This window comes from Curtobacterium poinsettiae (assembly GCF_047226435.1).
Taxonomy (GTDB): domain Bacteria; phylum Actinomycetota; class Actinomycetes; order Actinomycetales; family Microbacteriaceae; genus Curtobacterium; species Curtobacterium poinsettiae.
This window is the reverse complement of record NZ_CP178434.1, coordinates 2555110-2581557: the sequence shown is the minus strand read 5'-3', so window position 1 is coordinate 2581557 and position 26448 is coordinate 2555110. Positions and strand designations below refer to the sequence as shown.

Genomic DNA, 26448 nt, shown 5'->3' with positions numbered 1-26448 from the left:
CCGCCACGGGCCTCCCGTCCGTCCGCTGGTCGTTACTCGTACGCGGCGAAGCGCTCCAGGTCGGTCTCGGAACCCGAGACGATGATGACGTCGTCCTCGCCGATGACGCTGTCCGGCGTCGCCGGCACGAACGGGCTGCCGGGCGGCTTGATGCCGAGCACCGTCAGGCCGAAGCGGGTCCGGATGACCGTGGTGGCGAGGTCCTTGCCGCGGACCGCGCGCGGCGGGAACATCTTGACCACGGCGAAGTCGTCGTCGAACTCGATGAAGTCGAGCATCCGGCCGGAGACCAGGTGCGCCGTGCGCTCGCCGGCCTCACGCTCCGGGTAGACGACGTGGTTCGCGCCGATGCGGGACAAGATCGTGCCGTGCGACCGGCTGATGGCCTTCGCCCAGATCTGCGGGACGCCGAGGTCGACCAGGTTCGCCGTGATCAGGACGCTCGACTCCAGGTCACTGCCGGTGCCGACGACGGCGATGGCGAAGTCCTGTGCGCCGATCTGGCGGAGCGCGTCGATGTCGGTGGCGTCCGCCTGCACCGCGTGGGTGACCCGGTCGGACCACTTCTGCACCAGCCCGGCGTCGGTGTCGACGACCAGCACCTCGCGGTCCTGGCGTTCGAGCTGGCCGGCGGTGGCGGCACCGAAGCGACCGAGCCCGATGACCAGGACGGGAGCGTCGTGACTGATGGCACCGTGCTGGTGCGACGAACGGGTGCGGTCAGCCAACGATCGGCCTCTCCTCGGGACGGCGGAACAGTTGCCGGCTCTGGCTGGCGGCCAGGGCAGCGGCGATGGTCACTGTACCGACCCGGCCGAGGAACATGGTGGCGGCGAGGACGTACTTGCCCGGTTCGGGCAGGTCCGCGGACACACCGGAGGACAGGCCACTGGTCGAGAACGCCGAGATCACCTCGAAGAGCACGCGGTCGAGCGAGTCGTCGGTGATCTGCAGGAGCACCACCGTCGCGACCGCCACGATCGTCGCGCCCCAGAGCACGATGGCCACCGCGACCCGCAGGACGTCGCTCGGGATCCGGCGGCCGAAGGCCTCCATGCTCTGACGACCGCGGGCCTCGGCGACGGCGGCCAGGAACAGCACCGCGAGGGTCGTGACCTTGATGCCACCGGCGGTCGAGGCGGACCCGCCGCCGATGAACATGAGCATGTCGGTGACGAGCAGGCTCGAGCCGTTGAGCTGGTCGAAGTCGACGAGCGAGAAGCCACCCGACCGGGTCATGGTCGACAGGAAGAGTGCCTGGAACGCGGTGCGCCCGGCGCCTTCCTCGCCGAAGGTCGTCGGGTTCGACGCCTCGAGCGCGATGTAGACGGCCGCGCCGCCGAGGAGCAGGACCGCGCTCGTCGCCAGGGTGAGCTTGACGTGGATCGGCCAGCGGCGCGGGGTGCGCAGCTGCTTCGTCAGGGCACGGATCACCGGGAACCCGATGGACCCCGCCACGACCCCCACCATCAGGAGCGACAGGAACCAGTAGTCGTGGGCGAACGGGTCCAGGCCGTCGGCGTTGGGCGAGAACCCGGTGTTCGTGAAGGCCATGGCCGCGTAGTAGAAGGAGTCGCCGACCGCGGTCCAGAACGGGATGCCGGCGATGAGCACCGACGGCAGGAGCAGCAGCCCGAGGACGATCTCGATCGACAGCGTGCTCACCGCCACGGTCGCGAGCAGGGTGCCGACCTCGCCGAGCCGGACGGCCTGGCCCTCGGGCACGGCGCCGTGGTGGGTGCGGAGCGGGTTCGAGTCGCCGGCTGCCATCAGCTTGGCGCGCAGGCCGAGCTTGCGGGTGACGAACAAGCCGAGGATCGACGCGAAGGTCAGCACGCCGACGGCGCCGATCTGGGTGCCGATGACCACCAGGACCTTGCCGAACACCGACCAGTGCGTCGCCATGTCGACCGTGGACAACCCCGTGACGCAGACCACCGACGCGGCGGTGAACAGGGCGTCCGCAAAGTGGGTGCTGCTGCGGTCCGCCGTGGCCCACGGCGTCATGAAGAGCACCGTGAACAGGAAGATCAGCGCGATGAACACGACGATCGCCAGCCGGGACGGTGACGAGCGGAGCACCGTCGCGATCCGGCTCGCCCGTCGTCGGCCGACACCCACGTGGTGCGGGATCGGCTCGGTTCGGTCGAGCATGCGTATGCCTCCGAGGACATGGGCCGGGACGGTTCGTCATGGTACATCCGTGGCGCCCCGGCTAGCCTTGCCACCATGGCCGACATCTTCTCCGTCGTGGCGGACCCGACCCGGCGCGAGCTGCTCGGCACCCTGCTGTCCGCCTACGGTTCGGACGTCACCGGCGGGGAGCTCAGCGTCGGCCAGCTCGTCGAACGCCTCGGGGTCAGCCAGCCCACGGTGTCGAAGCACCTGCGTGTCCTGCGTGACATCGGTCTCGTCACCAGCCGTGAAGAAGGGCAGCACCGCTACTACCGACTCGACCCGGAGCCGCTCGTGCGCCTGGAGGAGTGGGTCCTGCCGTTCACGGGGGCGGTCGACGCCGACGGCACCCCGGCCACCACGGCGTGGACGCCGGACGGCCAGCCCGTGTCGATCCGCCGGAACGGTGCGGCCGGCAAGGCGACGGTGGAGGTCGGCACCGAACTCGGTCGCGTCATGGCGGAGGCGTCGTACCGGGCGACCGCCGCGATCTCCGGCGCGCAGCAGGGCTGGGAGCGCGTCGTCGACCGCAGCCGCAAGCGCTTCACCCGTCGGGGCGACGAGGACTGAGTCCCGTCACACCCGCCGGCGAGCACCTGGCGAGGGTCGGTGCGCGCTGCTCGGACTGATCCTGGACACCGGGTCGCACGCGCCTCTACAGTTGCCACTGACCACACAGGTCACACCACTGGCGTGCGCAGCGCGTGCGAGCCCCGAAGGCGGACCATGACCGGCAGTTTCGACGATGTGCGCTTCCTCACCGTCGCTGAGGTCGCCGAGATGATGCGCGTCTCGAAGATGACCGTCTACCGGATGGTGCACGCCGGGGAGCTCCCCGCGATCCGCTTCGGCCGCTCCTTCCGCGTCCCCGAGTCAGCCGTCGCCGACGTGCTGCGCGGTGGTGTGGCGGACGTCGGCTGAGCGCGCGTTCGACATCACAGCGGGCAGCCGGTAGACTCGGGCAGGTTGATTTTCCGCGGTCTCTTCGGCCCGGTGTCCGTACATCAGCATCAGTCCGAGCGAGGTCCACATGGGTTCTGTCATCAAGAAGCGTCGTAAGCGCATGGCGAAGAAGAAGCACCGCAAGCTCCTTCGCAAGACGCGTCACCAGCGACGCAACAAGAAGTAGATCCTCAACAGGTCTGCGCAGGTCGAAGGACCTGCACGAGAAGCCCCGGTTCGCCGGGGCTTTTGCGTTCCCGGGCTACGCTGGGACCATGCCCGCAGTGACGTTCCTGACGAAGCCCGGATGCCACCTGTGCGACGACGCCCGGCCCGTGGTCGAACGCGTCGTCGCCGACCACCCGGGGGTCACCCTGCAGGAACGCTCGATCCTCGACGACGACGCCCTCCGCCAGGAGTACGCGGAGGACATCCCCGTGGTGCTCATCGACGGGCGCGTCCACAGCAACTGGCACGTCGACGCCGACCGGCTCGCACGTGCCCTCGAGAAGGCCGGTTCCCCCGCATGATCTCCCACGTCGTCGCCTGGACCCTGCGCGAGGACCTCGACCGCGCCGCGTCCATCGCCCGGATCCGTGAGCTCCTGACCGGCCTCACCGGCACCATCGGGTCGATCCGTTCGCTCGAGGTCGTCGAGAACGTCGCCTACCCGGAGAAGAACAGCGACGTCGCGGTCGTCGCCACCTTCGACGACCTCGCCGGACTCGACGAGTACCAGGTGCATCCGGCGCACCAGGCCGCGGCAGCCGAGATCCGCGACCTGGTCACCGCGCGGGCCGCCATCGACTGGCAGAGCTGAGCCGGGCCTCCCGTCCCGCCCCGGCGCTGCGTGCGTTGCGTGCGTCCAGTGAGCAGAAGAGGTCGCCTCCGATTTCCGGAGGCGACCTCTTCTGCTCACTCGCTGGTGACTACGGGGTCAGGCGCGTCGGGCCACGGAACAGGTACGTGACCTCGCGGATCGACGGCTCACCGAGCATGAGCATCAGCACGCGCGCGAGGCCCATGCCGAAGCCGCCGTGCGGCGGGACGCCGTAGCGGAAGAAGTCGAGGTACCAGCCGAGCTCCTCCGGGTCGAGACCCTTCTCGACGGCCTGCGCCTCGAGCACGTCGACACGGTGCTCGCGCTGGGCACCCGTGGAGATCTCGGCGCCGTTGAAGATGAGGTCGTAGCTGTTGGTGACCGACGGGTCGCCGGGCTTCCGCATGTGGTAGTACGGCCGGATCGAGGCGTCGTACTCCGTGACGAAGACGAACTCGGAGCCGTGGTGCTCCTTCGCCCAGGCGGCGACGCGGCGCTCGCCCTCGGGGTCCAGGTCGCCGTCGGCGCGGACGACGTCGTAGCCGCTGTCGGCGACGATCTTGCGCGCGTCGGCCAGGGTCACGCGGGGGAACGGCGTCGCGGGGACCTGCAGCTCGAAGCCGAAGACCTCTTCGATGTCCTTGCCGTACTTCTCCTTGACGGCGGTGATGCCGGCGACCAGGACCGCTTCGTGCATCGCCATGACGTCCTCGTGGGACTCGATCCACGAGAACTCGGCGTCGACGCTGGTGAACTCGGTGGCGTGACGGCTCGTGAACGAGGGGTCGGCGCGGAAGGCGTCGGCGATCTCGAACACGGCACCGAAGCCGGCCGGCTGCGCCATCTGCTTGAAGTTCTGCGGCGACTGGGCCAGGTAGGCGGTGGTCTCGAAGTACTCGAGCTGGAACAGTTCGGCGCGCGACTCGGACGCCGACGCCATCAGCTTCGGGGTGTGGATCTCGATGTAGTCGCGGTCGACCCAGTACGTGCGGAACGCGTGCTCGAGCGTCGTCTGGATGCGGAAGATCAGGTTCTGCTTGCGGTTGCGCAGGTCGAGGAAGCGCCAGTCGAGACGCTTGTCGAGCGACGAGTCGTCGGCGATCGGGGTCTCCGGGATCGCGGCGCTCACCACCTGCAGCGCACCGATCTTGACCTCGAGCCCGCCGAGCTTCACGCGCTCGTCGTGCTTCAGCGTGCCGGTGACGTGCACGAAGGTGCCGTGCGCCAGGCCGGAGATCTCGTTGGTGGTCGCGAGCGCGGACTGTGCGGCGTCGTCGCCGTCCTCGGCCTCGCGCGTCGCCGGGTTCACGAGCTGGACGGCGCCGGTCTCGTCGCGCAGCACGACGAACTGCACCTTCTTCTGGTCTCGGACGGTCTCGACCCATCCGGCCACGGAGACGGGACCGTCGGGGAGGGCTGCCAGGTCGGCGATGCGGGTGCGTTCGATCACGGTGGTCGAGTCTAACCGCCTGCGTCCGGGGGCGTGGGCGGCAGCGCTCCTCCCTCAACAGGGCCGCCCGCGTCCGGCGTTCTCCACCGATGGCCGGGAGGCCCGTGGCGGCGTGCGAGGACTCCCTAGCGTTGTCGACGTGGCCGGGTCGCGGGACGAGAGGGGGACCGGGTGGGGACGGGGACGGGGGAGCTCGCGACCTGGCCGCCTGCGGCGGTCGCGGTGGTGGTGGCGGCGCTGTGCACTGCGGCGTTCACACTGCTCGCGGCGTTCGTCGGTGGGCTGTGGGCGGTCATCCGGTGGCGGCGGGACGTCGGGCGGGAGCAACGGGACCGCTACTGGGCGCGGTTGACCGTGGTGTTCGACCTGATCACCGCGGCCGAGGTCGGGCGTCGCGAGATCGGCCGGAATCTGGCGCAGGCGATGTACGACATGCAGAAAGTCCCCGCCGGAGAAGAACCCGCTGCAAGGGTGTCGGCGGAACTGTTCATCGAGAAGAGGAGACAGTGATGACGACTCGTCTGCGCCGTGCCTGGCGAGAGCTGGTGCGGAAGGAGGACACGGTTCCCGTGGAGCGGCCGTACATCGGTCCTGCGCCGGGCGAGAGCCCGTGGGACTGGGCGCAACGCGGGGCGATCGACTGGCAGCTCCATGTCGAAGAAGGGGAGCTGAAGCTCGAACTCGAGCGGCAGCGCATGCGTGCCAGGGTGCTCGCCGAAGACGGCGCGACGTCAGGGGAGCGACGCGCGGAGTGACCCGAGGGTGCCGATGAACTCCTCGGCCATGCCGGCGCGCTCGACGAGCTTCGCGTGGCGGGTGCGGGCGTCGTCCAGGTACGCATCGAGACGTGCAGCCAGCGCGGGTTCGTCCTCTGGGTCCTTCGCCGCGAGGGCGTCGACCACACGGAGCAGCTCGGCCATCTCGTCGAGCGTGAACCCGAGCGGCTTCATCCGGCGGATCACGAGCAGCCGTTCCAGGTCCTGCGCGGTGTACACCCGGAACCCGCCGGTGGTGCGGCCGCTCGGCACGAGCAGCCCGACCTCGTCGTAGTGCCGGATCGTGCGCAGGGACATGTCGGCGCGGTCGGCGAGTTCGCCGATGTGCATCGTGTCGGGGACGTCGCTGGTGCTCACGGAGCGCGACTCTACCCTCACGTGAAGGTAGAGTTCCGAACGATGTCCGTGATCACACACGCGCCGACGGCCCCGAGCGTCCTCGCCGCCCTCCGCTCGCCCCGCATGCTCACCCGGGAGGTCCTGGCCGGCATCGTCACCGCGCTGGCCCTCATCCCCGAGGCGATCTCGTTCTCCGTCGTCGCCGGCGTCGATCCCGCGGTCGGCCTCTTCTCGAGCGTCATCATCGCGATCGTGATCTCGATCGTGGGCGGTCGACCCGCCATGGTGTCCGCCGCCGCCGGTTCGGTGGCGCTCGTCATCGCGCCGCTCGTCCGACAGCACGGGATCGAGTACCTGGTGCCCGCGATCGTCCTGGGCGGTGTGTTCCAGCTCCTGCTCGGGTTCCTCGGGGTGGCGCGGCTGATGCGCTTCATCCCGCGCAGCGTCAACGTCGCGTTCGTGAACGCCCTGGCCATCCTCATCTTCACCGCCCAGCTGCCGAACCTGCTCGGCGACGACGTCCCGTTCATCGTCTGGCCGCTGACGGCACTCGGCATCGCGATCATCGTCGGGTTCCCGTTCCTGACGAAGGCGATCCCCGCGCCGCTCATCGCGGTGGTCGTCATCACCGGCATCACGATGGTGTTCAGCGTGGCCGTGCCGACGGTCGGCGACGAGGGGGCACTGCCGACGGCACTCCCCGGCTTCAACGGCATCGTGACGCCGTTCAGCTTCGAGACCCTGCAGATCATCGCGCCCTACGCGTTCGGCGTCGCGATCGTCGGCCTGATCGAGACGCTGCTCACCGCGCAGCTCGTCGACTCCATCAGCGAGACCGGGTCGAGCAAGTGGCGCGAGTCGTGGGGCCAGGGCGTCGCGAACATCGCGTCGGCGTTCTTCGGGGGGACCGGTGGGTGCGCGATGATCGGCCAGACGGTGATCAACGTGAAGACCGCGGGCGCCCGGACGCGCATCTCGACCTTCACTGCCGGCGTCTCGGTGCTCGTCCTGACGATCGTGCTCCACGACCTCGTCGCCCAGATCCCGATGGCGGCCCTGACGGCGGTCATGCTCATGGTCTGCGTCGCGACCTTCGACTGGCACAGCATCCGGCCGCGCACCCTGCGGCGGATGCCGCTCGGTGAGACCGCGGTCATGCTCATCACCGTCGTGGTGGTCGTCGTGACCGAGAACCTCGCCACCGGGGTGCTCGTCGGTGTGGTCGTGGCGGCTCTGGTCTTCGCCCGACGGGTGGCGCACGTGGTGACCGTGGTGCGCGAGCCGGTCGACGACCGCACCGTGCGGTACCGGGTCCGCGGGGCGCTGTTCTTCGCCTCGTCGAACGACCTCGTCACGCGGTTCTCCTACGCAGAGGACCCGGAGCACATCATCATCGACATGGCCGACGCCCACGTGTTCGACGCGTCCACGGTCGCGGCGCTCGACGGTGTCGAACAGCGGTTCGCCAAGCACGGCTCGACGGTCGAGGTGGTGAACCTCAACACGGGGTCGATCGCGCTGCACGGACGGCTGTCCGGAGAGCTCGGCGGCTGAGTGCTTCCGCATCCGGTGAATCTCCTGAGGGGGCGGTGGGAACCGCGGGCGACCTACACTGGAACCCATGCCCGCGACCCGTCTCCACCTCGTCCGGCACGGAGAGGTGCACAACCCGGGCCGCGTCCTCTACGGCCGGCTCCCGGGCTTCGGGCTGAGTGAGCTCGGCGCGCAGATGGCCGAGGCCTCCGCGGCCGCCTGGAAGGACGCCGGCATCGACGTCCGTCGGGTCGTCGCGTCCCCGCTGCAGCGCACGCAGGAGTCCGCCGCGCCCTGGTCGGCGGCCTACGGGCTCGACGTGACGCTCGACGAGCGGCTGATCGAGCCGACCAACCGCTACGAGGGGCAGCCCCCCGGGTTCACGAAGCGCTCGCTCGGCCGTCCGGCGGAGTGGCCGTGGATCGCGAACCCCCTGCGCCCCAGCTGGGGCGAGGCGTACGAGTCGATCGCGAACCGCATGCTCGCGGCGATGACCACGGCGTGGGAGAGCGTCGACGAGGGCGACGTCGTCCTGGTCAGCCACCAGCTGCCGATCTGGATGGTCCACCGGAAGCTCGCGGGGGAGCCCCTGTGGCACGACCCGCGCAAGCGTCGCTGCGACCTGTCGAGCATCACCACCGTCGAGCGTGTGCCCGCCACGTCGAGCGGTCGGTTCACCGAGGTCGGGTACGCGGACCCCGCGCAGGAACTGCGCGCGACCGCCGTCGACGAAGGAGCAGTGTGAAGACCACGACCAGCAGGAAGCGCATCGCGACGATCGCGGCGACGGTCGTCGTGGCCGCCCTCGCCCTGGCGGGGTGCTCGACGGACAACAGCGACCTCGCGAAGCAGTACGGCAACGGCACGACCCAGAACTACATCTCCGGTGACGGCGCGGTGACCGAGGTCTCCGCAAAGGACCGCACCGACCCGGTGACCTTCCGGGCCGAGGACTCGAACGGCGACACCGTCTCGTCGAAGGACCTCCGGGGCAAGGTCGTCGTCCTGAACTTCTGGTACGCCAGCTGCCCGCCCTGCCGTGCCGAGGCGAAGTACCTCAACGAGGTGCACGACGAGTACGCCGACTCGGACGACGTCGCGTTCATCGGCGTCAACGTCCGCGACGAAGCAGCGACCGCGGCCGCCTTCGAGCGCACCTTCGACGTGCAGTACCCGACCGTCCTCGACCAGCGCACGGGCACGATGCAGCTCGCGATGTCCGGGCAGATCGCGCCGAACGCGGTGCCTGCGACGATCGTCCTCGACACGAAGGGGCGCGTCGCTGCCCGCGTCCTCGGCGCGGTCGACGGCACGGGCATCCTGAAGACCCTGGTCAGCGACGAGCTCGACGCCGGCAAGGCCTCCTGACCCGTGGCCTCCAACCCCTTCGCCGACGCGATCCTGAGCGGCCAGATGGCCGTGGCGCTGCCCGTGGCGGCGCTCGCCGGGCTCGTGTCGTTCCTGTCCCCGTGCGTGCTGCCGCTCGTGCCGGGGTACCTCGGGTACGTCGGCGGTGTCGCCGAGGGCGGGCAGCGTCGGGGTCGTGTGGTGCTCGGTGTGCTGCTGTTCATCGTCGGGTTCACCGCGGTGTTCGTGGCGTACACGACGGTGTTCGGGGCACTCGGCTTCTGGCTCGTCCGCTGGCGTGACCTCATCACGCAGGTCCTCGGGGTCGTCGTCATCGCGATGGGCTTGGTGTTCGTCGGACGGTTCACGTTCCTGCAGCGCACCATCAAGCCCAGCTGGACCCCCGCGACGGGGCTGCTGGGCGCACCGCTGCTCGGCATCGTGTTCGGCCTCGGCTGGACGCCGTGCCTCGGCCCGACCCTCGCGGCCATCAACCTGCTCAGCGTGCAGTCGGGCAGTGCCTGGCAGGGCATGTGGCTCGGTGTGGCGTACTGCCTCGGGCTCGGCATCCCGTTCGTCCTCGTCGCGCTCGGCGCCGGCTGGGCCACGGGAGCCATCTCGGCGGTGAAGCGTCACATGCGCACCGTCAACATCATCGGAGGAGCGATCCTGATCGTCATCGGTCTGCTCATGGTCACCGGAATCTGGTCGGCCGTCATGTCGAGCGTCGGGGCGGTGATCCAGAGCTTTGTCCCCGCGGTCTGACCCGAACGAGCACACCCCGACGGGTGCAGGCGAGGGAGCCGACACCGCTTCGGACCCGCAGCGACCGTCCGACCACGTCGACGGCTCCGGCCCCACCGACGGCGGCGTCAACCAGCCGAAGCTCGGCTTCGTCGGGTACCTCCGGTTCTTCTGGCGGCAGCTGACGAGCATGCGCACGGCGCTGTTCCTGCTCATGCTGCTGGCCCTCGCGGCGATCCCGGGTTCGCTCGTGCCGCAGCGCACCGCCGACCCGAACGGCGTCGTGCAGTACAAGGCGGACCACCCGCAGCTCTTCCCGGTCCTCGACAAGCTCCAGGTCTTCGACACCTACACCTCGGTGTGGTTCTCGGCGATCTACCTGCTGCTCTTCGTCTCGCTCATCGGCTGCATCGTGCCCCGCACGAAGCACCACTGGCAGGCCCTGCGCACCCGTCCGCCGAAGACGCCCGCGCGTCTGACGCGACTGGCGGGATTCCGCACCGTAGCGGTGCAACCGGACGCGATGATCGACGGCACCACCGGGATCGACCCGGCCACGGGCCTCCCGTCCGCCGAGCACGCGGTGACGCGCGCGATGGCGATCCTGAAGCGCTCCGGGTACCGCGTCGAACGGTTCGGCGACTCGGTGAGCGCGGAGCGCGGCTACCTGCGCGAGACCGGCAACCTGGTGTTCCACTCGGCCCTCGTCGGGGTGCTCCTGGCGGTCGGTGTCGGCGGTGGCTTCGGCTTCACCGGTCAGCGCCTGCTGGTGGAGGGCCAGACGTTCTCCAACGTGCTCGGCTCGTACGACTCGTTCAACCCCGGGCGCTGGTTCCAGCAGACCGACCTCAAGGGCTACAACCTGACCCTCGACAAGTTCGTGACGAAGTACGAGGAGCGGAACCTCGACGCCCTCGGCCAGGCGCTCGACTACTCGGCCACCGTCACGAGCACCGAGAAGGGCGGCGAGCCGAAGACCAGCCGTCTCGGCGTGAACGACCCGCTGCACGTGGGTGGCACCAACGTCTACCTGCTCGGCAACGGTTACGCGATGCAGGTCACGGTGCGCGACGGCGACGGCAACGTGGCGTTCAAGGACGTCGTGCCGTTCCTGCCGCAGGACGCGAACTACACCTCGCTCGGCGTGATCAAGGCCCCGGACGCCAAGCCGGACCAGCTCGGGATCCGCGGGTTCTTCTACCCCACCGCGGTGAAGAACGCGAGCGGCGCCTACACGTCCTCGTACCCGGACACCGAGAACCCGCTCCTGACGCTGCAGGTCTACACCGGTGACCTCGGCCTCGACGACGGCGTGCCGCAGAGCGTGTACACGCTCAACACCGGCGGGCTGAAGCAGATCGCCGGCACCGACGCATCGACGGCGAGCCTCGCGCTGAAGCCGGGGCAGACGAAGAAGCTCCCGGACGGTGCCGGGTCGATCACGTTCGACGGCGTCAAGCGGTACGTCTCCCTCGACGTGCACCACGACCCGTCGCAGCTGTGGGTGGGCGGGTTCGCCCTGCTCTCCACCCTCGGTCTGCTCACCTCGCTGTTCGTCCCGCGCCGTCGCGTCTGGGTGAAGGTCGTCCCGCGCAAGGACACGCAGGGCGGCGAGTACGACCTCGAGTACGCCGGCCTCGCACGCGGCGAGGACCCGAACCTCGAACGGGCCGTCGCGGACATCGCACAGCGCCACACGTCGGACCTCGGAGTTAGGATGCCCCAGTGAACGACATGACCACGAACCTCGCGACCTACTCGGTCGTGCTCACGTACTCCGCGATGGCGGTGTACGTGGTCGCGTTCATCTCGTTCGCCCTCGACATGGCCAAACGCTCCGGTGAGGTCACGGCCGCCGCGAAGAACGCGGGCGCCGACGACAGCTCGGCGGGTGCGGCCAGCGCTTCTTCCGCACGCGGGGCGAAGACCGTCGCGACCGTCCGTGGCGGCACCGTCGTGCTCGAGCAGGTCGCCGCGCCGCCAGCGGGCGGTTCGTCCGGCCGCAGCACGAAGTTCGAACGTGTCGGCATGGCGATGACGATCCTCGCGCTCGTCCTGCACGTCGCCTCGGTCGTCCTCCGCGGCATCGCGGCCGACCGTGTCCCGTGGGGCAACATGTTCGAGTTCTCGCTGACGGGCACGGCGCTGATCACGCTGATCTTCCTGCTCGTGCAGTTCTGGCAGAACCTGAAGTTCCTCGGCGTCTTCATCACGGGCCTGACGATCATCCTGCTCGGCATCGCGACGGTGAACTACTGGGTCCCCGTCGTCCCGCTGCAGCCGGCCCTGCAGTCGTACTGGCTCGTCATCCACGTCTTCGTGGCGATCTCCGGCACCGGGTTCTTCGCGCTCGGGGCGGGGCTCGCGGTGGCGCAGCTCGTGCAGACGTACCGCCAGGGCCGCACCGCCTCCGGCAAGCTCCGCTTCATGGCGACGCTGCCCGACGCCGACCGGCTCGAGGTCCTGACCTACCGCGTCCTGCTCGTCGGTTTCGTCCTCTGGACCTTCACCCTGATCGCCGGTGCGATCTGGGCCGAGCGTGCCTGGGGTCGGTACTGGGGCTGGGACACGAAAGAGGTCTGGACCTTCATCATCTGGGTCGTCTACGCGGGCTACATCCACGCCCGTGCGACCCGCGGCTGGCGCGGTGCGCGGTCGTCCTGGCTGGCCTTGATCGGCTTCGCCGCGGTGATGTTCAACTTCTCGGTCGTGAACGTCTTCTTCAAGGGCCTGCACAGCTACTCGGGTCTGTGAACCACACCGGTCGCTGAGGCGGCTCTGGTCGTGACCACGGCCGGACGGGAGGCACGGTGCCAGCTGGCACCGCGCCTCCCGTCTGTCGTTCGGTCGCGTCCACGGACAAGAAGACGCCGTCGTGTCGGCTGGACGCCGCGTCCTCGGCGTCGAACGGAGACGACGGCGTTCTGCGGAGACGACGGCGTTTTGCGGAGACGACGGCGTCTTGCGGAGACGGCGGCGTCTTGCGGTGACGACGGCGTTCTGCGGAGACGACGGCGTCCCGCGCCCGGAGCTACTCGGCAGCAGCTGCGGCCAGCACGGTGTGCACACGTGCCACCCGCTCGCGCCACCACGCGGTGCGTTCCGGCGACGCGGCGTACCGCTCGACCATCTCCGCCGCGACGTCCACCCGACGCACCGGCACGCGGCCGTCCACCGGCAGCAGGGGCTCCGCCGTCACGTCCCCGGCGAACATCGCCGCCGTCCCGAGGCCCGCGGCGTACCCCGGGGTCATCGCCGCGGCGGCCAGGAACGCCCCCATCCCGAGTCCGACCGACGTGTCGAGCGCACTCGAGACGACGCACGGCAGCCCGGCGTCGGCGATGACCGCGCCCGCCGCGGTGATGCCCCCGAGCGGCTGGGCCTTGACCACCAGGACGTCGGCTGCGCCGGCCCGGGCGACCGCGAGGGGGTCGCTCGCCTTCCGGACGCTCTCGTCCGCGGCGATCCGCACCCCGAGGCCGGCGATCCGCGTCCGGAGCTCGGCGAGCTCGGGCAGCGTGGCGCAGGGCTGCTCGGCGTACTGCAGGTCGAACGGTGCGAGCCGCTCGAGTGCCGCGGCTGCCTGCTCGACGCTCCACAGCCCGTTCGCGTCGACGCGGACGGAAGCATCGGACCCCATCACCCGGCGGACGGCCGCGACACGGGCGACGTCGTCGTCGACGGTGGTGCCGGGCTCCGCGACCTTGACCTTCGCGGTGGCGCAGCCGGGGTAGCGGGCGAGCAGGTCGGCGACGTCGTCGGCGGCGATCGCCGGGACGGTGGCGTTGACCGGCACGGAGTCGGCGGCCGGCTCGTGGTCGGTCCACCCGAAGTCGACGGTGGCGCGCAGCCATGCCGCTGCCTCGGCGTCGTCGTACTCGACGAACGGCGAGAACTCCGTCCAGCCTGCGGGGCCGCGCAGCACGACCGCCTCGCGCGTGGTGATGCCGCGGAACCGCACCCGCATGGGCAGGGCCACCACGTTCGCGTCGGCGAGGAGTTCGGCGAGGTCGGGGAGCACGTCCGCCATCCTCCCACCGCACCCAGGTCGCCCGCCGGTTCCTCGGAGGGGACCGCCAGGGCAGGGCACTAGCATGCATCGGTCGGCTCCGGTCGGCGAGGGGAACGACCCGGAACGAGGGAGGCTCGGTGGCGGTGGATCCGCGGCAGCGCGCAGCACAGCAGCGGGCAGCACAGCGCCAGGCCGACCCGTCGAGCGCCGGCGCTCGTCCGGCAGCCCGTCCGGCGTCTGCAGCCCGTCCGAGCGCGGATGCCCGACCCGCGGCGAACCCGTCCCGAGCGACGGCGCGTCCGACAGCCGGGTCCGACGACTTCGCCCGGCTCATGCAGCGCAACACCGTCGACGTGCGGCAGGCGGCCTCCAAGAAGCGCCGCAACCCCGTCGTCGGCAAGATCGCCCTGGGCCTCGCCGTGGTCTCCGCTGCGGTCGACGCCAGCGCGTTCGCCGTGTTCATGGGCGGTGACACGAACTTCGCGTTCGGCATCTGCTTCGTCGTCGTGTTCCTGACGCTCATCGCCGCCGTGCTCGGGTTCGTCGCCGCCGTCGGATCCTTCGGCCGCTGGTACGGCGCCGTCGGGGTCGTCCTGGCGTTCTTCGCGAACCCCGTGATCCTCATCGTGATCATGGTGTTCGTCGCGCCGGAGCTCCTGACCGACATGGGCGCCTGACCCGGCAGACGCCCGGCGGTACGTTGGGGGCATGGCTGCTCCCGTCTCCGACCTGTTCGACCCCGACGTCTGGACCACCGCTCCGATCGCGGAGCAGTTCACCGACATCACGTACCACAAGCACGTCTCCAAGGGGATCGTCCGTGTCGCCTTCGACCGTCCGGAGGTCCGGAACGCCTTCCGCCCGCGCACGGTCGACGAGCTCTACCGCGCCCTCGACGACGCCCGGCAGGACCCCCGCGTCGGTGTCGTCCTGCTCACCGGCAACGGCCCGAGCCCGAAGGACGGCGGGTGGGCGTTCTGCTCCGGCGGCGACCAGCGCATCCGTGGACGGAGCGGCTACCAGTACGTCGGTGACGAGGGTGCACCGCCCGAGGGCGTCGACCCCGCGGCCGCGCAGGCGTCGATGGGGCGGCTCCACATCCTCGAGGTCCAGCGCCTCATCCGGATGATGCCCAAGGTCGTCATCGCGGTCGTCCCCGGCTGGGCCGCCGGCGGTGGGCACTCCCTGCACGCCATCTGCGACCTCACCATCGCGAGTGCCGAGCACGGCAGGTTCAAGCAGACCGACGCCGACGTCGGCTCGTTCGACGGCGGGTACGGCAGCGCCTACTACGCCAAGCAGATCGGGCAGAAGTTCGCCCGCGAGGTCTTCTTCCTCGCGCAGGAGTACTCCGCCCAGCGCGCCTACGAGATGGGTGCGGTGAACGCCGTGGTCCCCCACGAGGACCTCGAGCGTGAGGCGATCCGCTGGGGCGAGATCGTGCTCGGCAAGTCCCCGACGGCGATCCGGATGCTCAAGTACGCGTTCAACGCCGTCGACGACGGCATGGTCGGTCAGCAGGTCTTCGCGGGCGAGGCGACGCGGTTGGCGTACGGCACCGACGAGGCGGTCGAGGGCCGCGACTCGTTCCTCGAGAAGCGCGCTCCCGAGTGGACCGCGTTCCCCTGGCACTACTGATGCCCCGTCCGCTGGTCGCGACCGGTACGTCGGACCCGTCGGCCGTGCTGCGCGCCCTGGAGGCAGCGCTCGCCGGCGGCCCCGCGCTGCTCCCCGTCGCCGAGGGGGCTCCGGCGCGGCCGAAGGCACCTCCGGCCGAGGTCCGGCAGGCGGTCGCCCTGGTGGTCGAGACGAGCGGGTCCACCGGGACCGGCAAGCGCGTGGCGCTGTCGTCCGAGGCGCTCCTCGCCGGTGCGGCGGCGGCCGACGCGGCGCTCGGTGGTCCGGGGCGCTGGGTGCTCGCGCTGCCGACGCACTACATCGCCGGCCTCAACGTCCTGACCCGCTCGATCACCGCCGGCACCGAGCCCGTCGTCGTGGCACCCGGCCACTTCGCGGCCGCCGCGTTCACCGAGGCGGCCGAACGGCTCGTCACCGGTCCGGCCGCGCCCCGTCGGTACACCTCGCTGGTGCCTGTCCAGCTCGCCCGGGTGCTCGACGACCCGGACGCCACCCGCGCCCTCGCCGGGTTCGACGCGGTCCTGGTCGGCGGACAGGCGACCCCCGCGCCGCTCCGGCAGCGCGCGCACGACGCCGGGGTCCGGATCGTGACGACGTACGGCGCGAGCGAGACGAGCGGTGGGTGCGTGTACGACGGCGTCCCGTTCGGCACGGTGCGCACCGCACTGGTCGACGACGAGCTGCACCTGGCCGGGCCGATGCTCGCCGAGGGGTACCTCGACGACGACGACCGCACGGCATCGGCCTTCGTCGAGCGGGACGGGCTGCGGTGGTACCGGACCGGGGACACCGCGACCCTGTCCGGCGGGGTCGTCCGCGTGCTCGGACGCCTCGACGACGTGGTGATCTCCGGTGGCGAGAAGGTCCAGCTCGGGGCGGTCGAACGGCTCGTCCGGGGGCTGCCCGGGCAGCAGAGCGCCGTCGTCGTGCGGCGCTCGGCGGGGGAGTGGGGCGAGGTCCCCGTCGTCGTCACCGAGCAACCGCTCGACCCGGACACCGTGCGCGCCCACGTCGGAGCCGCCCTCGGCCGTGCCGCCCGGCCGGCCGACGTGGTCCTGGTGGGCCGGATCCCGATGCTGGCGTCCGGCAAACCCGACCGGCGGGCCGTGCAGGCGCTCGTCGACCCGGCAGGGCCGTAGGGGCGAGCCGCCGGGCGCCGCATCGGCAATAAGATCGGTGCTCGTGGCACGAACGAAGAACTCGACGCAGAAGCAGGGCCGGTCCGGCAACCCGGCGAAGGCCGCTGCCCCCGCCCGCACCAAGCGGAAGGCGACCGCACGCGACTGGATCGGCGGCGCGCGTCTGCGCACCCTGACCCTCGGCGTGGTCCCGGTCGTGCTGGGCACCGCCGTCGCGTTCGTCGACAGCGGTGAGCCCGGGGACTTCGGTGACTACCTGGCGAAGGGCAGCCACCTCGCCGTCGCGCTGCTCGCCCTGGCCGTGGCGCTGTTCCTGCAGATCGGCGTGAACTACAGCAACGACTACTCCGACGGGGTCCGCGGCACCGACGAGTACCGCGTCGGACCCGCACGGCTCACGGGTGCCGGGCTGGCCAAGCCCCGGACGGTGCTCACGGTCGCCCTGACGTTCTTCGGCCTGGCAGCCGTCGCCGGCCTGGTCATCGTGCTGCTCACCCAGCTGTGGTGGCTGCTGCTCGTCGGGGCCGCCGCCATCGTCGCCGCCTGGTTCTACACGGGCGGCAAGAAGCCGTACGGGTACAACGCCCTGGGCGAGGTGTTCGTGTTCGTGTTCTTCGGACTCGTCGCCGTGCTCGGTACGCAGTTCGTGCAGATCCGCGAGGTCACGCTGAGTGGCTGGGCCGCCGCGGTGGCCGCCGGGTTCTTCGCCTGCGCGGTCCTGATGGTGAACAACATCCGCGACATCGACGAGGACCAGCTGGCGGGCAAGCGGACGCTCGCCGTGGTCGTCGGTCGTCCGGTCGCCCGCGTGCTCTTCGGCCTGTTCCTGATGCTGCCGTACGTCGTGCTGCTCTGGTTCGTGCTGCTGTACTTCCGCACGGGCTTCACGTACTTCTCGCTGCTGCTGGCGCTGCCGGCCCTGGCGATCGGGGTGTCGTCGCGGAAGCCCCGCGAGCTCATCACGGCGCTGCAGCTGTCGTCGTTCGCGTCGCTCGCCTTCGGCGTGGTGCTCGGGATCACCCTGGCCGTGCAGCCGTAACCGTTTCGGCTCCGACCTGACGACCCCGTGCCCGGGGTCAGTCGGCGTCGGCGTCCCGGCGTGCTTCGTGCCGGTCCGCGTCGGACACCGGACGGACGACGGGAGCGGCCGCGGCATCCGAGTCGGCGGCGTCGACGAAGTCGTCCTCGAAGTCCGAGTCGGCGTCGCGCTCGGGGACGCCGCGGCGGTTCGCCAGGCTCAGGGCGACCTGCGTGCGGAGTCCGGACAGTGCGATGTACGAGATGAGCAGACCCACCAGGGCGGCGATGATCGTCGCCCAGTACCACTTCAGCGGCGTCAGGAGCAGGAGGAGCACGAGCGCCACCACGAAGATGCCGAGCCGAGCCAGGGTGTACAGGAGCCACGCTTTCACACGGTGAGTCTACGGAAGCGCCGACCGGCAGGGGCATCACAGGGTCGCGACCTAGACTTCACCGCATGGTCCGCTTGTGGTTGATCGTCGTCGTGGCCGCCGTTGCCTTCACGGTGTACGCGGCCATCGACTGCGGCACGATGCCCCGTCAGCGCATCCGTTCCCTGCGTCGCGGTGTGTGGCTGCTGCTCGTGATCATCCTGCCCGTGCTGGGCGGCGTCCTGTGGTTCCTGCTCGGTCGCACCCCCGCGACGGACCCCGGTGCATCCGCCCGGTACCGTGGACCCGAAGACGACCCGGACTTCCTCGGCACCACGCCGGAGCCGGGCGACACCCTCACGGACAAGGACCAGGACGACGCGACCCTCCGAGACCTCGAAGACCAGTTCCACGAGCGCGACGACGACGGCCGCACCGATCGCTGACGGCCCCGCCGGCTCGGGCAGCCCGGCGACCGACACCGCGCTCGCGCTCCTGCAGGAACTCGTCCGCGCCGGCGTCACCGACGTCGTGGTCAGCCCCGGTTCCCGGTCCCAGGCACTCGCGCTCGCCGCGGTCGCCCTCGAGCGTGCCGGCGGACTGACCGTGCACGTCCGGTTGGACGAACGGACCGCCGGGTTCTTCGCGCTCGGGCTCGCGGTCGAGACGCACCGAGCCGCCGCGGTCGTGACCACGTCGGGCACCGCGGTGGCGAACCTGCACCCCGCCGTGCTCGAGGCGCACCACTCGGGCGTGCCGATGATCGTGCTGAGTGCGGACCGCCCCGACGAGCTCCGCGGCATCGGGAGCAACCAGACCACTGTGCAGCCGGGGATCTTCGGCGAGGCCGTCGCCTTCGTCCGCGACGTCGAGGCCCCGTCGGCGCACGGCGTCGATGCCTCGGTCCGCGACACCCTGCGCGCCCTCGCCCGACAGACGGTCGCCGCCGCAGCCGGGCACACCGGGCAGCCGGGGCCCGCACAGCTCAACGTCGCGTTCCGTGAGCCGCTCTCCGCCGGGCTCACCCCGGAGCACGTCACCGCCGTCCCCGACGACGAGATCGACCTCGCCTTCGCCACCCGCCGCGCCCACACCGGTCTCCCGGTCGCCGAACTCACCCCGGACGACGAGCCGGCCACCGTCGTCATCGCCGGGCACGACGCCGGCGAGGAAGCTGAGCGGATCGCCTGGGAACTCGGGGCGCCGCTCCTCGCCGAGGTCTCCAGCGGCGCGCGCTTCGGCCGCAACCTGGTCGTGGCCTACCGTGAACTCCTGCGCGACGCGGACCACGGTGGCGCCGTCCGCCGCGCCGTCGTGCTCGGCCACCCGACCCTCAGCAGAGAGGTCCCCGCGCTCCTGCAGCGCGACGGGGTCGAGACGATCGTCGTCCGCGGACCGGCGGCCGACCCCTTCGACCCGGGGCGTGCCTCCCGACCGGACGCCGCGACCACCTTCGTGTCCGACGTCCGCGTGACGGGCCGCACCCGCCCGGAGCACCGTGCGTGGGTCGGCCGCTGGGTGAGTGCCAGCCGACGGATCCTGGGGGACGGCGACGCCGGCCCGGACCTCGACGCCAAGCGCTCCGCCGACCGCGCCGAGCGGAACAAGTTCCTGCGTGACGAGGTCGCGCTCCGTCGCCGACCCGTCGACCGGGCCATGCTCGCCGACGCCGTCTGGGGGGTGACCTGGCCGCACGACCGCCTGGTCCTCGGCGCCTCGCAGCTCATCCGCGAAGCCGATGCCCGGGTGCTCGGCAAGAAGATCCGGGTGCACGCGAACCGCGGACTGGCCGGCATCGACGGCACCGTCTCGACCGCGCTCGGCATCGCCGCGGCACTCGAGCAGTCCTCCGCCTCGGTGGGCACCACGCGCGTGCTCCTCGGCGACCTGACGCTGCTGCACGACCTCGGCGCGTTCGTCACCGGCACCGAGGAACGCACCCACCGGGTGCAGGTCGTCGTCGGCAACGACCACGGTGGCGCCATCTTCCGCGGGCTCGAGGTCGCGAAGACCACGCCGGACGCCGACATGCGCCGGATGATGTCGACCCCGCAGCACGTCGACGTCGAACGGGTCGTCACGGGTCTCGGGTGGGAGTACCGCCGGGCGGCCACGTGGGGCGACCTCGAACGGGTGCTGACGGACCCCGCCGAGCGCGTCGTGATCGAAGTACCGCTGGCCGACTGACCGGCCACGGGTGCCCCGGCCACGCTTCGACCCTGTCTCCGCGCGGCCCCTGGGTGCTTCAGGCCAGGGCGTCGGTGATCGGTCGGAACTTCAGGGCCGTCTCGGCGACCTCGCGCTCGGGCTCCGAGCCGGCGACGATCCCGGCGCCCGCCCAGGCGCGGACGCTGCCGTCGTCGTCGATCCGTGCGCTGCGCAGCGCGAGCATCCACTCACCGTCGCCCGTCGCGCTCATCCAGCCGACCGGCCCGGCGTAGCGACCGCGGTCGACGCCCTCGAGCTCGGCGACGAGCCGCACCGCGACGTCGGTCGGGGTGCCCGCGACCGCGGCCGTCGGGTGCAGCGCGTCGGCGACGTCGAGCGAGGTCGTGTCGGGCGGCAGCGTCGCCTGCACGTCCGTCGCCAGGTGCCACAGGTTCGGCAGCTGCAGCCGGAACGGTTCGGCGTCGGCGCGCAGGTCCGTGGCGAGCGGTGCGAGGGCCGCGAGCAGGCTGTCGATCGCGAAGGCGTGCTCCTCGACGTCCTTGGCGCTGCTGGCCAGGGCCTCGGCGGCGGCACGGTCGGAGACCTCGTCGGTGCCCCGTGCGGCGCTGCCGGCGAGCACCCGCGCGGTCAGCCGCGTGCCGTCGGTGCGGGCGAGGGTCTCCGGCGTGGCACCGACCAGCCCGTCCACTGCGAAGGTCACGCACTGCGGGTAGGCGGCGGCGAGGTCGAGCAGGACGGCTCGTCGATCGGCCCCCGACGGCAGCGTGCCGACCAGGTCGCGGGCGAGCACCACCTTCTGGGCGCTCCCGGCCACGATGCGGCGGACGGCCTCGGACACGTTGGCGGCGTAGGTGGCTTCGTCGATCTGCCCGGGACGCAGCTCGACGGAGACGTGCGGTCCGACCCGGGGGACCGGGACCGAGGTCCGGGTGAAGGCCAGGGGCTCCGCGCCGGCCGTGGTGTCGATGGCCGTCAGCCAGGCCTTGCCCCGACGGCGGCCGAGGACCACCCGGGGCACGATGAGCACGCTCTCGTCGGCGGAGTCGTCGGCGAACGCGAACGACCCGAAGGCGACGAGCCCCGAGCCGCGCAGCTGGACGGGGTCGTCGACGACGGCGGTCGCGACGACACTGCGCCAGAGCGCGGCCGCGTCACGCATCCGGTCGGGGCCGGTGAAGGTGAACCGCAGCGCCTCACCGATGCCGACGATGCCGTCGCCGTTCCGGACGAAGGCGAGGGGTCGATCGCGGAGCGTGTGGCGGAGGACGGTGCCCGGGTCGTCGAGGATCCGGGTCGAGACCGTCAGCGGGGGCGCCGCCGTGGTGGTTCGGGTCACGGCTCCGATGCTACGCGCCGATCCCGCACCGCCCGGGTGGCTGCGAGTCCGGTGAACGCTCGGTCGGGACCTCTAGGATTGACCACGTGAGCAGAGCGGACCTGAACAAGCGCCCGGACGAGGTGGCGGCGATGTTCGACGACGTCGCGGCCAAGTACGACCTCACGAACGACATCCTGTCGGCGGGCAACGCCCCGCTGTGGCGTGTCGCCACCGTCCGCGCGGTCGACCCCCAGCCCGGCGAGAAGGTCCTCGACATCGCCGCGGGCACGGGCACCAGCGCGGCGGCCTTCGCCAAGAAGGGCGCCGAGGTCACCGCGCTCGACCTGTCCGCGGGCATGATCGCCGTCGGCCGTGAGCGTCACCCCGAGATCACCTTCGTCGAGGGCGACGCCGAGCAGCTGCCCTTCGACGACGACACGTTCGACGCCGTCACGATCTCGTTCGGACTGCGCAACGTCAACGACCCGAAGCAGGCGCTCGCCGAGATGCTCCGCGTCCTGAAGCCCGGTGGCCGCGTCGTCATCTGTGAGTTCTCGACGCCGCCGCGTGCGCTGCTGCGCTTCGGCTACGGCACCTACCTGAAGCGCGTGCTCCCGGGCATCGCGCGGCTCTCGAGCAGCAACCCGGCTGCCTACCGGTACCTCGCCGAGTCCATCGACGCGTGGCCCGACCAGCAGGTGCTGACCCAGTGGCTCCGCGGTGTCGGCTTCTCGGTGGTCGCCTACCGCAACCTGACGGCCGGTATCGTCGCACTGCACCGTGGCCGCAAGCCCGTCGCCGACACGGTGCGCGAGTCCGCGGCACGGCGTGCGAAGGCCCGCCGTGACCACCAGAACACCGGCGAGCAGCCGCGCGTCGACCCGGCCGCCGACTGACCGGTCACCACCCCCGAAGACGGAGCAGCACTTGAATCCGAGCGTCCCGGTCGCACGTCGCGCGCCGAGCCTGCGCGCGTCGCTGGGCATCGGCGAGCGGTTGTTCGCCACGCCCGCCGACCGTCGCTTCATCTCCGCGGTCGACGACGGGCTCGAGCTCGTCGAGCAGGGGCTCGAGGACGCCATGCGCTCCACCGACACCCTCGCCGACACCACCAGCCGGTACCTGCTCTCCGCCGGGGGCAAGCGCATCCGTCCGACGCTGACGCTCCTCATCGCGCAGCTCGGCGACGGCGTGACCGACGCCGTGGTCAAGGCCGCGGTGAGCATCGAGACCACCCACTTGGCGTCGCTCTACCACGACGACGTCATGGACGAGGCGCCGGTGCGCCGCGGGGTCCCCGCCGCGCAGATCACCTACGGCAACAACGTGGCGATCCTGACCGGCGACCTGCTCTTCGCCCGCGCCAGCCTGATCACCGCGGACCTCGGCACCGAGGGCATCCGGATGCAGGCCGAGACGTTCCAGCGCCTCTGCATGGGCCAGCTGCACGAGACCACCGGTCCGCAGTCGCACGACGACCCGCTGGAGCACTACATCCAGGTGCTCAGCGACAAGACCGGTTCGCTCATCGCCACCGCCGCCCGCGCCGGTGTGATGTTCTCCGGTGCCGACCGGGCCTACCTCGACGCCGTCGGCACGTTCGGCGAGAAGGTCGGTGTGGCCTTCCAGCTCGTCGACGACGTCATCGACCTCGCCCCCGCGACGGACAAGACCGGCAAGATCGCCGGCAACGACCTGCGCGCAGGCGTCGACACCCTGCCGATGCTGCAACTGCGGCGGATGGCCGTGACGGACCCCTCGGCACAGCACCTGGTCGAGCGCATCGAGCGCGACGTCAACGGCGCCCCCGACGACGTGGTCGACTCCGCTCCGTACCAGTCGGCCGTCTCCGCCCTCCGTGAGCACGAGGCCACCGCAGCGACCCGTGCGGTCGCCGTCGCCTGGGCCCGCGAAGCCGTCGACGCCCTCGCTCCGCTGCCCGACGGCATCGTGAAACGGGCGCTCACCCGCTTCGCGGACTCCGTCGTCGACCGAAGCCGCTGAACACCCCTCCCGACACGGCACGCCCACCGCGGCACGGTCGGGAGGCACCCCCGGGAACCCCCACCCGAACGAACTGGAGACGATCAGTGCCCACCCTCCGACTCGCCATCGTCGGCGCCGGCCCGGCCGGCATCTACGCCGCGGACATCCTGCTGCGCGAGGCCCGCGGTTACGACGTGTCGATCGACCTGTTCGAGCAGCTCCCGGCGCCCTACGGCCTGGTCCGGTACGGCGTCGCCCCCGACCACCCGCGGATCAAGGGCATCATCAACGCCCTGCGCGACGTCCTCGACCGCGGGGTCGTCCGGCTGTTCGGCAACGTCCGCTACGGCGAGGACATCACCCTCGACGACCTCAAGAAGCACTACAACGCCGTCGTCTTCTCGACGGGTGCGATCAAGGACGCCGACCTCGACATCCCCGGCGTCGACCTCGACGGCTCGTACGGTGCAGCCGAGTTCGTGAGCTGGTTCGACGGCCACCCCGACGTCCCGCGCACCTGGCCGCTCGAGGCCGAGAGCGTCGCGGTCATCGGCGTCGGCAACGTGGCCCTCGACGTGTCGCGCATCCTGGCGAAGCACGCCGACGACCTGCTGCCGACCGAGATCCCAGAGAACGTGTACCAGGGACTCAAGGCCTCGCCGGTCACGGACGTGCACGTCTTCGGCCGCCGTGGCCCGGCGCAGGTGAAGTTCACACCCCTCGAGCTCCGTGAGCTCGGCGAGGTCCGCGACGTCGACATGGTCGTCTACGACGAGGACTTCGACCACGACGAGGCATCGAAGACCGCGATCGCGACGAACAAGCAGGTCATGGTCATCAACCGTGTCCTCGAGCAGTGGCGCACGCGCGAGGTCGGCCAGGCCAGCCGTCGGCTCCACCTGCACTTCTACGCGAAGCCGATCGAGTTCGTCGGCGACGAGCAGGGCAAGCTGACCGCCATCCGTTACGAGCGCACCCGTCCGAACGGCGAGGGCGGCGTCGAGGGCACCGGCGAGATCCGCGAGATCCCGATCCAGGCCGCCTACCGCGCCGTCGGGTACTTCGGTTCCCCGCTGCCCGGTGTCCCGTTCGACGAGCGGCACGGCGTCATCCCGAACCACGAGGGCCAGGTCCTCGACGACGACAACCAGCAGATCCCCGGTGTGTACGCCACCGGCTGGATCAAGCGTGGTCCGGTCGGGCTCATCGGGCACACCAAGTCCGACGCCATGGAGACCGTGCAGCACATCGTCAACGACCAGGCGAGCTGGTGGACGCCGGAGGACCCCTCGGACGAGGCGATCCCGGCCCTGCTCCGCGAGCGCGGTGTCGAGTACACCGACCTCGAGGGCTGGCACCACCTCGACACCCACGAGCAGGCCCTCGGGTCGATCGACGGCCGCGAGCGCATCAAGGTCGTGCCGCGCGACGAGATGATCGACGTCTCGCTCGGCCGCGTCGACGCACCGACGAGCTGACTGCCGTGACCGACACGCGCCCCGTCCCGCCCACCGCGGTGCGGGGCGCGTCTGCGTCGGGGGTCCGGTTGCAGGGCGTCGACGTGGCGCGCGCGATCGCGCTGCTCGGCATGGTGGCCGCCCACGTCGGCGCCATCGCGGAGCAGCTCGAGTGGACCGACCCGGCGACCTGGACCGCCGTCGCCCACGGCCGCCCGTCGACCCTGTTCGCAGTCCTGGCCGGTGTCTCGATCGGCTTGACGAGCGGCCGCACGGACCCGCCCGGCCCGCCGACGATCGGACGGATCCGCGCCCGGCTCGCGATCCGTGCGGTGGTGGTGGTCGTCATGGGCTTCGCGCTGATGGCGCTCGACACCCCGGTCTACGTGATCCTGCCGACGTACGGGGTGCTGTTCCTGCTCGTGGTCCCGGTGCTCCGCCTCCGGCCGGCGGCGCTGCTCGGCATCGCCGCCGTCTGCGCGCTGCTGTCGCCCGTCGCCGCGCTGGCGATCGCCCCCGCCTACGCGGATGCGGGCATGGTCGGTGTCCAGCTCGGCCTGGTCTACCCCGTGGTCACCTTCCTGGCGTACGTCCTGGTGGGGCTCGCGGTCGCCCGGGTCGGCCTGGAGGACCGTGGCCGGCAGGTCGCGCTCCTCGTGTCCGGCGCACTGGTCGCCGCCACCGCGTACGTCGCGGGCTCGTTCCTCGCCCCGCTGCCGGACGACGCGGCCCTGGCGTTCCCCGGCGTGCCGTACGCGGGCGAGGGCTCGACCCCCGGCCAGGCGCTCGCCCAGCTGTTCCTGTCTCCGCGTGACCACTCGTCGTCGGTCGTCGACGTGCTCGGGACGGCCGGCGTCGCGGTCGCGCTCATCGCGCTCTGCGTCCTCGTGTTCGACGGCCGCGGGCGGGTCGCCGAGCGGATCGCGTTCCCGCTCGCCGCTGTCGGGTCGATGCCCCTGACGGTGTACTCGGGGCACCTCGTGGTCCTCGCGACGCTGCCGACGTACCCCGAGTCGGCCGAGGCCTGGGGCTGGTTCGCCCTCGGCTCGGTGGTCTTCGCGATGCTGTGGCGGCGGTTCCTCGGCCGCGGCCCGCTCGAGCGGGTGGTGGGAGCCCTGGCGTCCCTCGTCCCGCTGCGCTGAGCGCACCTGGCGGACCCGCGCCGGCCACGGAACGCTTACCGCACCGTGCAGGGTTGTCCGTTCGCCGCGG

30 protein-coding genes are annotated in these 26448 nt (G+C 71.2%); 23 read left to right on the top strand and 7 right to left on the bottom strand.

All coding sequences use genetic code 11. From position 1 onward, the window contains the following. Nucleotides 1-32 precede the first annotated feature (32 nt). Nucleotides 33-728, bottom strand: coding sequence for a potassium channel family protein (locus tag ACL00U_RS12110; RefSeq protein ID WP_217499818.1), 696 nt, complete (start codon nt 726-728; stop codon nt 33-35). Next, on the bottom strand, nt 721-2154 hold the full coding sequence (locus ACL00U_RS12105) for a TrkH family potassium uptake protein (protein WP_017888577.1): 1434 nt from the start codon (nt 2152-2154) through the stop codon (nt 721-723). Before ACL00U_RS12105 ends, ACL00U_RS12110 begins: the two co-directional genes overlap by 8 nt. A 75-nt stretch (nt 2155-2229) precedes the next feature. Here ACL00U_RS12105 and ACL00U_RS12100 point away from each other — a divergent pair, with 75 nt between their 5' ends. From ACL00U_RS12100 to ACL00U_RS12080, 5 genes are all read left to right on the top strand, one after another. Then, nucleotides 2230-2745, top strand: a complete 516-nt coding sequence (locus ACL00U_RS12100) for an ArsR/SmtB family transcription factor (protein WP_017888578.1) — start codon at nt 2230-2232, stop codon at nt 2743-2745. Nucleotides 2746-2901: 156 nt separating this feature from the next. Continuing rightward, complete coding sequence (locus tag ACL00U_RS12095) at nt 2902-3096, top strand: helix-turn-helix domain-containing protein (RefSeq protein WP_017888579.1); 195 nt, start codon at nt 2902-2904, stop codon at nt 3094-3096. A gap of 109 nt (nt 3097-3205) precedes the next feature. Next, complete coding sequence (locus ACL00U_RS12090; protein WP_003792170.1) at nt 3206-3304, top strand: 30S ribosomal protein bS22; 99 nt, start codon at nt 3206-3208, stop codon at nt 3302-3304. Between the two features lie 88 nt (nt 3305-3392). Further along, complete coding sequence (locus tag ACL00U_RS12085; protein WP_042538082.1) at nt 3393-3647, top strand: glutaredoxin family protein; 255 nt, start codon at nt 3393-3395, stop codon at nt 3645-3647. Next, nucleotides 3644-3937, top strand: coding sequence for a Dabb family protein (locus ACL00U_RS12080; protein WP_017888581.1), 294 nt, complete (start codon nt 3644-3646; stop codon nt 3935-3937). Before ACL00U_RS12085 ends, ACL00U_RS12080 begins: the two co-directional genes overlap by 4 nt. A 109-nt stretch (nt 3938-4046) precedes the next feature. Here ACL00U_RS12080 and aspS read toward each other — a convergent pair whose 3' ends face one another. Then, entirely contained in the window at nt 4047-5387 is a 1341-nt protein-coding gene (gene aspS / locus ACL00U_RS12075) for an aspartate--tRNA(Asn) ligase (protein ID WP_017888582.1), read from the bottom strand. A 171-nt stretch (nt 5388-5558) separates the two neighbouring features. Between aspS and ACL00U_RS12070 the strand changes: the two genes are divergently transcribed. Beyond that, a complete protein-coding gene (locus ACL00U_RS12070; protein ID WP_412873438.1) occupies nt 5559-5897 on the top strand; it encodes a hypothetical protein in 339 nt (112 codons plus the stop codon). Further along, the gene (locus ACL00U_RS12065) at nt 5897-6142 is read left to right on the top strand and encodes a hypothetical protein (RefSeq protein ID WP_152427343.1); all 246 of its coding nucleotides are present in this window, start codon (nt 5897-5899) and stop codon (nt 6140-6142) included. The genes ACL00U_RS12070 and ACL00U_RS12065 overlap by 1 nt, the downstream gene beginning before the upstream one ends. On the opposite strand, the gene ACL00U_RS12060 is transcribed toward ACL00U_RS12065, so the two are convergent. After that, nucleotides 6119-6493, bottom strand: a complete 375-nt coding sequence (locus ACL00U_RS12060) for a MerR family transcriptional regulator (RefSeq protein ID WP_040420144.1) — start codon at nt 6491-6493, stop codon at nt 6119-6121. The two genes, ACL00U_RS12065 and ACL00U_RS12060, sit on opposite strands and share 24 nt — an antisense overlap. 69 nt (nt 6494-6562) lie before the next feature. On the opposite strand from ACL00U_RS12060, the gene ACL00U_RS12055 reads away from it, so the two are divergent. The 6 genes from ACL00U_RS12055 (at nt 6563) to ccsB (ending at nt 12880) form a co-directional block, all read left to right on the top strand. Then, nucleotides 6563-8056, top strand: coding sequence for a SulP family inorganic anion transporter (locus tag ACL00U_RS12055; RefSeq protein ID WP_412873437.1), 1494 nt, complete (start codon nt 6563-6565; stop codon nt 8054-8056). A 67-nt stretch (nt 8057-8123) separates the two neighbouring features. Continuing rightward, nucleotides 8124-8780, top strand: coding sequence for a histidine phosphatase family protein (locus tag ACL00U_RS12050; protein ID WP_159556761.1), 657 nt, complete (start codon nt 8124-8126; stop codon nt 8778-8780). Beyond that, a complete protein-coding gene (locus tag ACL00U_RS12045; protein ID WP_017888588.1) occupies nt 8777-9403 on the top strand; it encodes a TlpA family protein disulfide reductase in 627 nt (208 codons plus the stop codon). Before ACL00U_RS12050 ends, ACL00U_RS12045 begins: the two co-directional genes overlap by 4 nt. 45 nt (nt 9404-9448) lie before the next feature. Next, nucleotides 9449-10147: a cytochrome c biogenesis CcdA family protein gene (locus ACL00U_RS12040; RefSeq protein WP_042538234.1), complete on the top strand. Its 699-nt coding sequence runs from the start codon at nt 9449-9451 to the stop codon at nt 10145-10147. Then, nucleotides 10131-11855 (top strand): cytochrome c biogenesis protein ResB, encoded by a 1725-nt coding sequence (locus tag ACL00U_RS12035; protein WP_412873436.1) that lies wholly within the window; start codon nt 10131-10133, stop codon nt 11853-11855. Before ACL00U_RS12040 ends, ACL00U_RS12035 begins: the two co-directional genes overlap by 17 nt. Before the next feature lie 5 nt (nt 11856-11860). Beyond that, a complete protein-coding gene (gene ccsB, locus ACL00U_RS12030; protein WP_031260492.1) occupies nt 11861-12880 on the top strand; it encodes a c-type cytochrome biogenesis protein CcsB in 1020 nt (339 codons plus the stop codon). Between the two features lie 277 nt (nt 12881-13157). Here ccsB and ACL00U_RS12025 read toward each other — a convergent pair whose 3' ends face one another. Beyond that, on the bottom strand, nt 13158-14156 hold the full coding sequence (locus ACL00U_RS12025; RefSeq protein WP_017888613.1) for an o-succinylbenzoate synthase: 999 nt from the start codon (nt 14154-14156) through the stop codon (nt 13158-13160). Between the two features lie 119 nt (nt 14157-14275). Here ACL00U_RS12025 and ACL00U_RS12020 point away from each other — a divergent pair, with 119 nt between their 5' ends. From ACL00U_RS12020 to ACL00U_RS12005, 4 genes are read left to right on the top strand one after another with little or no spacing between them, the layout of a single operon-like run. Then, nucleotides 14276-14815 (top strand): hypothetical protein, encoded by a 540-nt coding sequence (locus tag ACL00U_RS12020; protein ID WP_214561996.1) that lies wholly within the window; start codon nt 14276-14278, stop codon nt 14813-14815. A gap of 31 nt (nt 14816-14846) precedes the next feature. Further along, entirely contained in the window at nt 14847-15776 is a 930-nt protein-coding gene (locus ACL00U_RS12015; protein WP_017888615.1) for a 1,4-dihydroxy-2-naphthoyl-CoA synthase, read from the top strand. Further along, nucleotides 15776-16915, top strand: coding sequence for an AMP-binding protein (locus ACL00U_RS12010; RefSeq protein WP_412873435.1), 1140 nt, complete (start codon nt 15776-15778; stop codon nt 16913-16915). The genes ACL00U_RS12015 and ACL00U_RS12010 overlap by 1 nt, the downstream gene beginning before the upstream one ends. A 37-nt stretch (nt 16916-16952) precedes the next feature. Beyond that, nucleotides 16953-17954: a 1,4-dihydroxy-2-naphthoate polyprenyltransferase gene (locus ACL00U_RS12005; RefSeq protein ID WP_042541197.1), complete on the top strand. Its 1002-nt coding sequence runs from the start codon at nt 16953-16955 to the stop codon at nt 17952-17954. 37 nt (nt 17955-17991) lie between these two features. On the opposite strand, the gene ACL00U_RS12000 is transcribed toward ACL00U_RS12005, so the two are convergent. Continuing rightward, nucleotides 17992-18327 (bottom strand): DUF4229 domain-containing protein, encoded by a 336-nt coding sequence (locus tag ACL00U_RS12000; RefSeq protein WP_017888618.1) that lies wholly within the window; start codon nt 18325-18327, stop codon nt 17992-17994. A 65-nt stretch (nt 18328-18392) separates the two neighbouring features. On the opposite strand from ACL00U_RS12000, the gene ACL00U_RS11995 reads away from it, so the two are divergent. Then, on the top strand, nt 18393-18752 hold the full coding sequence (locus tag ACL00U_RS11995) for a PLDc N-terminal domain-containing protein (RefSeq protein WP_017888619.1): 360 nt from the start codon (nt 18393-18395) through the stop codon (nt 18750-18752). Then, nucleotides 18745-20493, top strand: a complete 1749-nt coding sequence (menD, locus tag ACL00U_RS11990; protein ID WP_412874069.1) for a 2-succinyl-5-enolpyruvyl-6-hydroxy-3-cyclohexene-1-carboxylic-acid synthase — start codon at nt 18745-18747, stop codon at nt 20491-20493. The genes ACL00U_RS11995 and menD overlap by 8 nt, the downstream gene beginning before the upstream one ends. 58 nt (nt 20494-20551) lie before the next feature. On the opposite strand, the gene ACL00U_RS11985 is transcribed toward menD, so the two are convergent. Beyond that, nucleotides 20552-21811, bottom strand: a complete 1260-nt coding sequence (locus ACL00U_RS11985) for an isochorismate synthase (RefSeq protein ID WP_017888621.1) — start codon at nt 21809-21811, stop codon at nt 20552-20554. Between the two features lie 86 nt (nt 21812-21897). On the opposite strand from ACL00U_RS11985, the gene ACL00U_RS11980 reads away from it, so the two are divergent. The 4 genes from ACL00U_RS11980 (at nt 21898) to ACL00U_RS11965 (ending at nt 26378) form a co-directional block, all read left to right on the top strand. Beyond that, complete coding sequence (locus ACL00U_RS11980) at nt 21898-22689, top strand: demethylmenaquinone methyltransferase (RefSeq protein WP_017888622.1); 792 nt, start codon at nt 21898-21900, stop codon at nt 22687-22689. 31 nt (nt 22690-22720) lie between these two features. Then, nucleotides 22721-23797: a polyprenyl synthetase family protein gene (locus ACL00U_RS11975; protein ID WP_017888623.1), complete on the top strand. Its 1077-nt coding sequence runs from the start codon at nt 22721-22723 to the stop codon at nt 23795-23797. A gap of 86 nt (nt 23798-23883) precedes the next feature. Beyond that, the gene (locus ACL00U_RS11970) at nt 23884-25257 is read left to right on the top strand and encodes an FAD-dependent oxidoreductase (protein WP_159556751.1); all 1374 of its coding nucleotides are present in this window, start codon (nt 23884-23886) and stop codon (nt 25255-25257) included. 5 nt (nt 25258-25262) lie between these two features. Next, the gene (locus ACL00U_RS11965) at nt 25263-26378 is read left to right on the top strand and encodes a heparan-alpha-glucosaminide N-acetyltransferase domain-containing protein (protein WP_017888625.1); all 1116 of its coding nucleotides are present in this window, start codon (nt 25263-25265) and stop codon (nt 26376-26378) included. Nucleotides 26379-26448 lie beyond the last annotated feature (70 nt).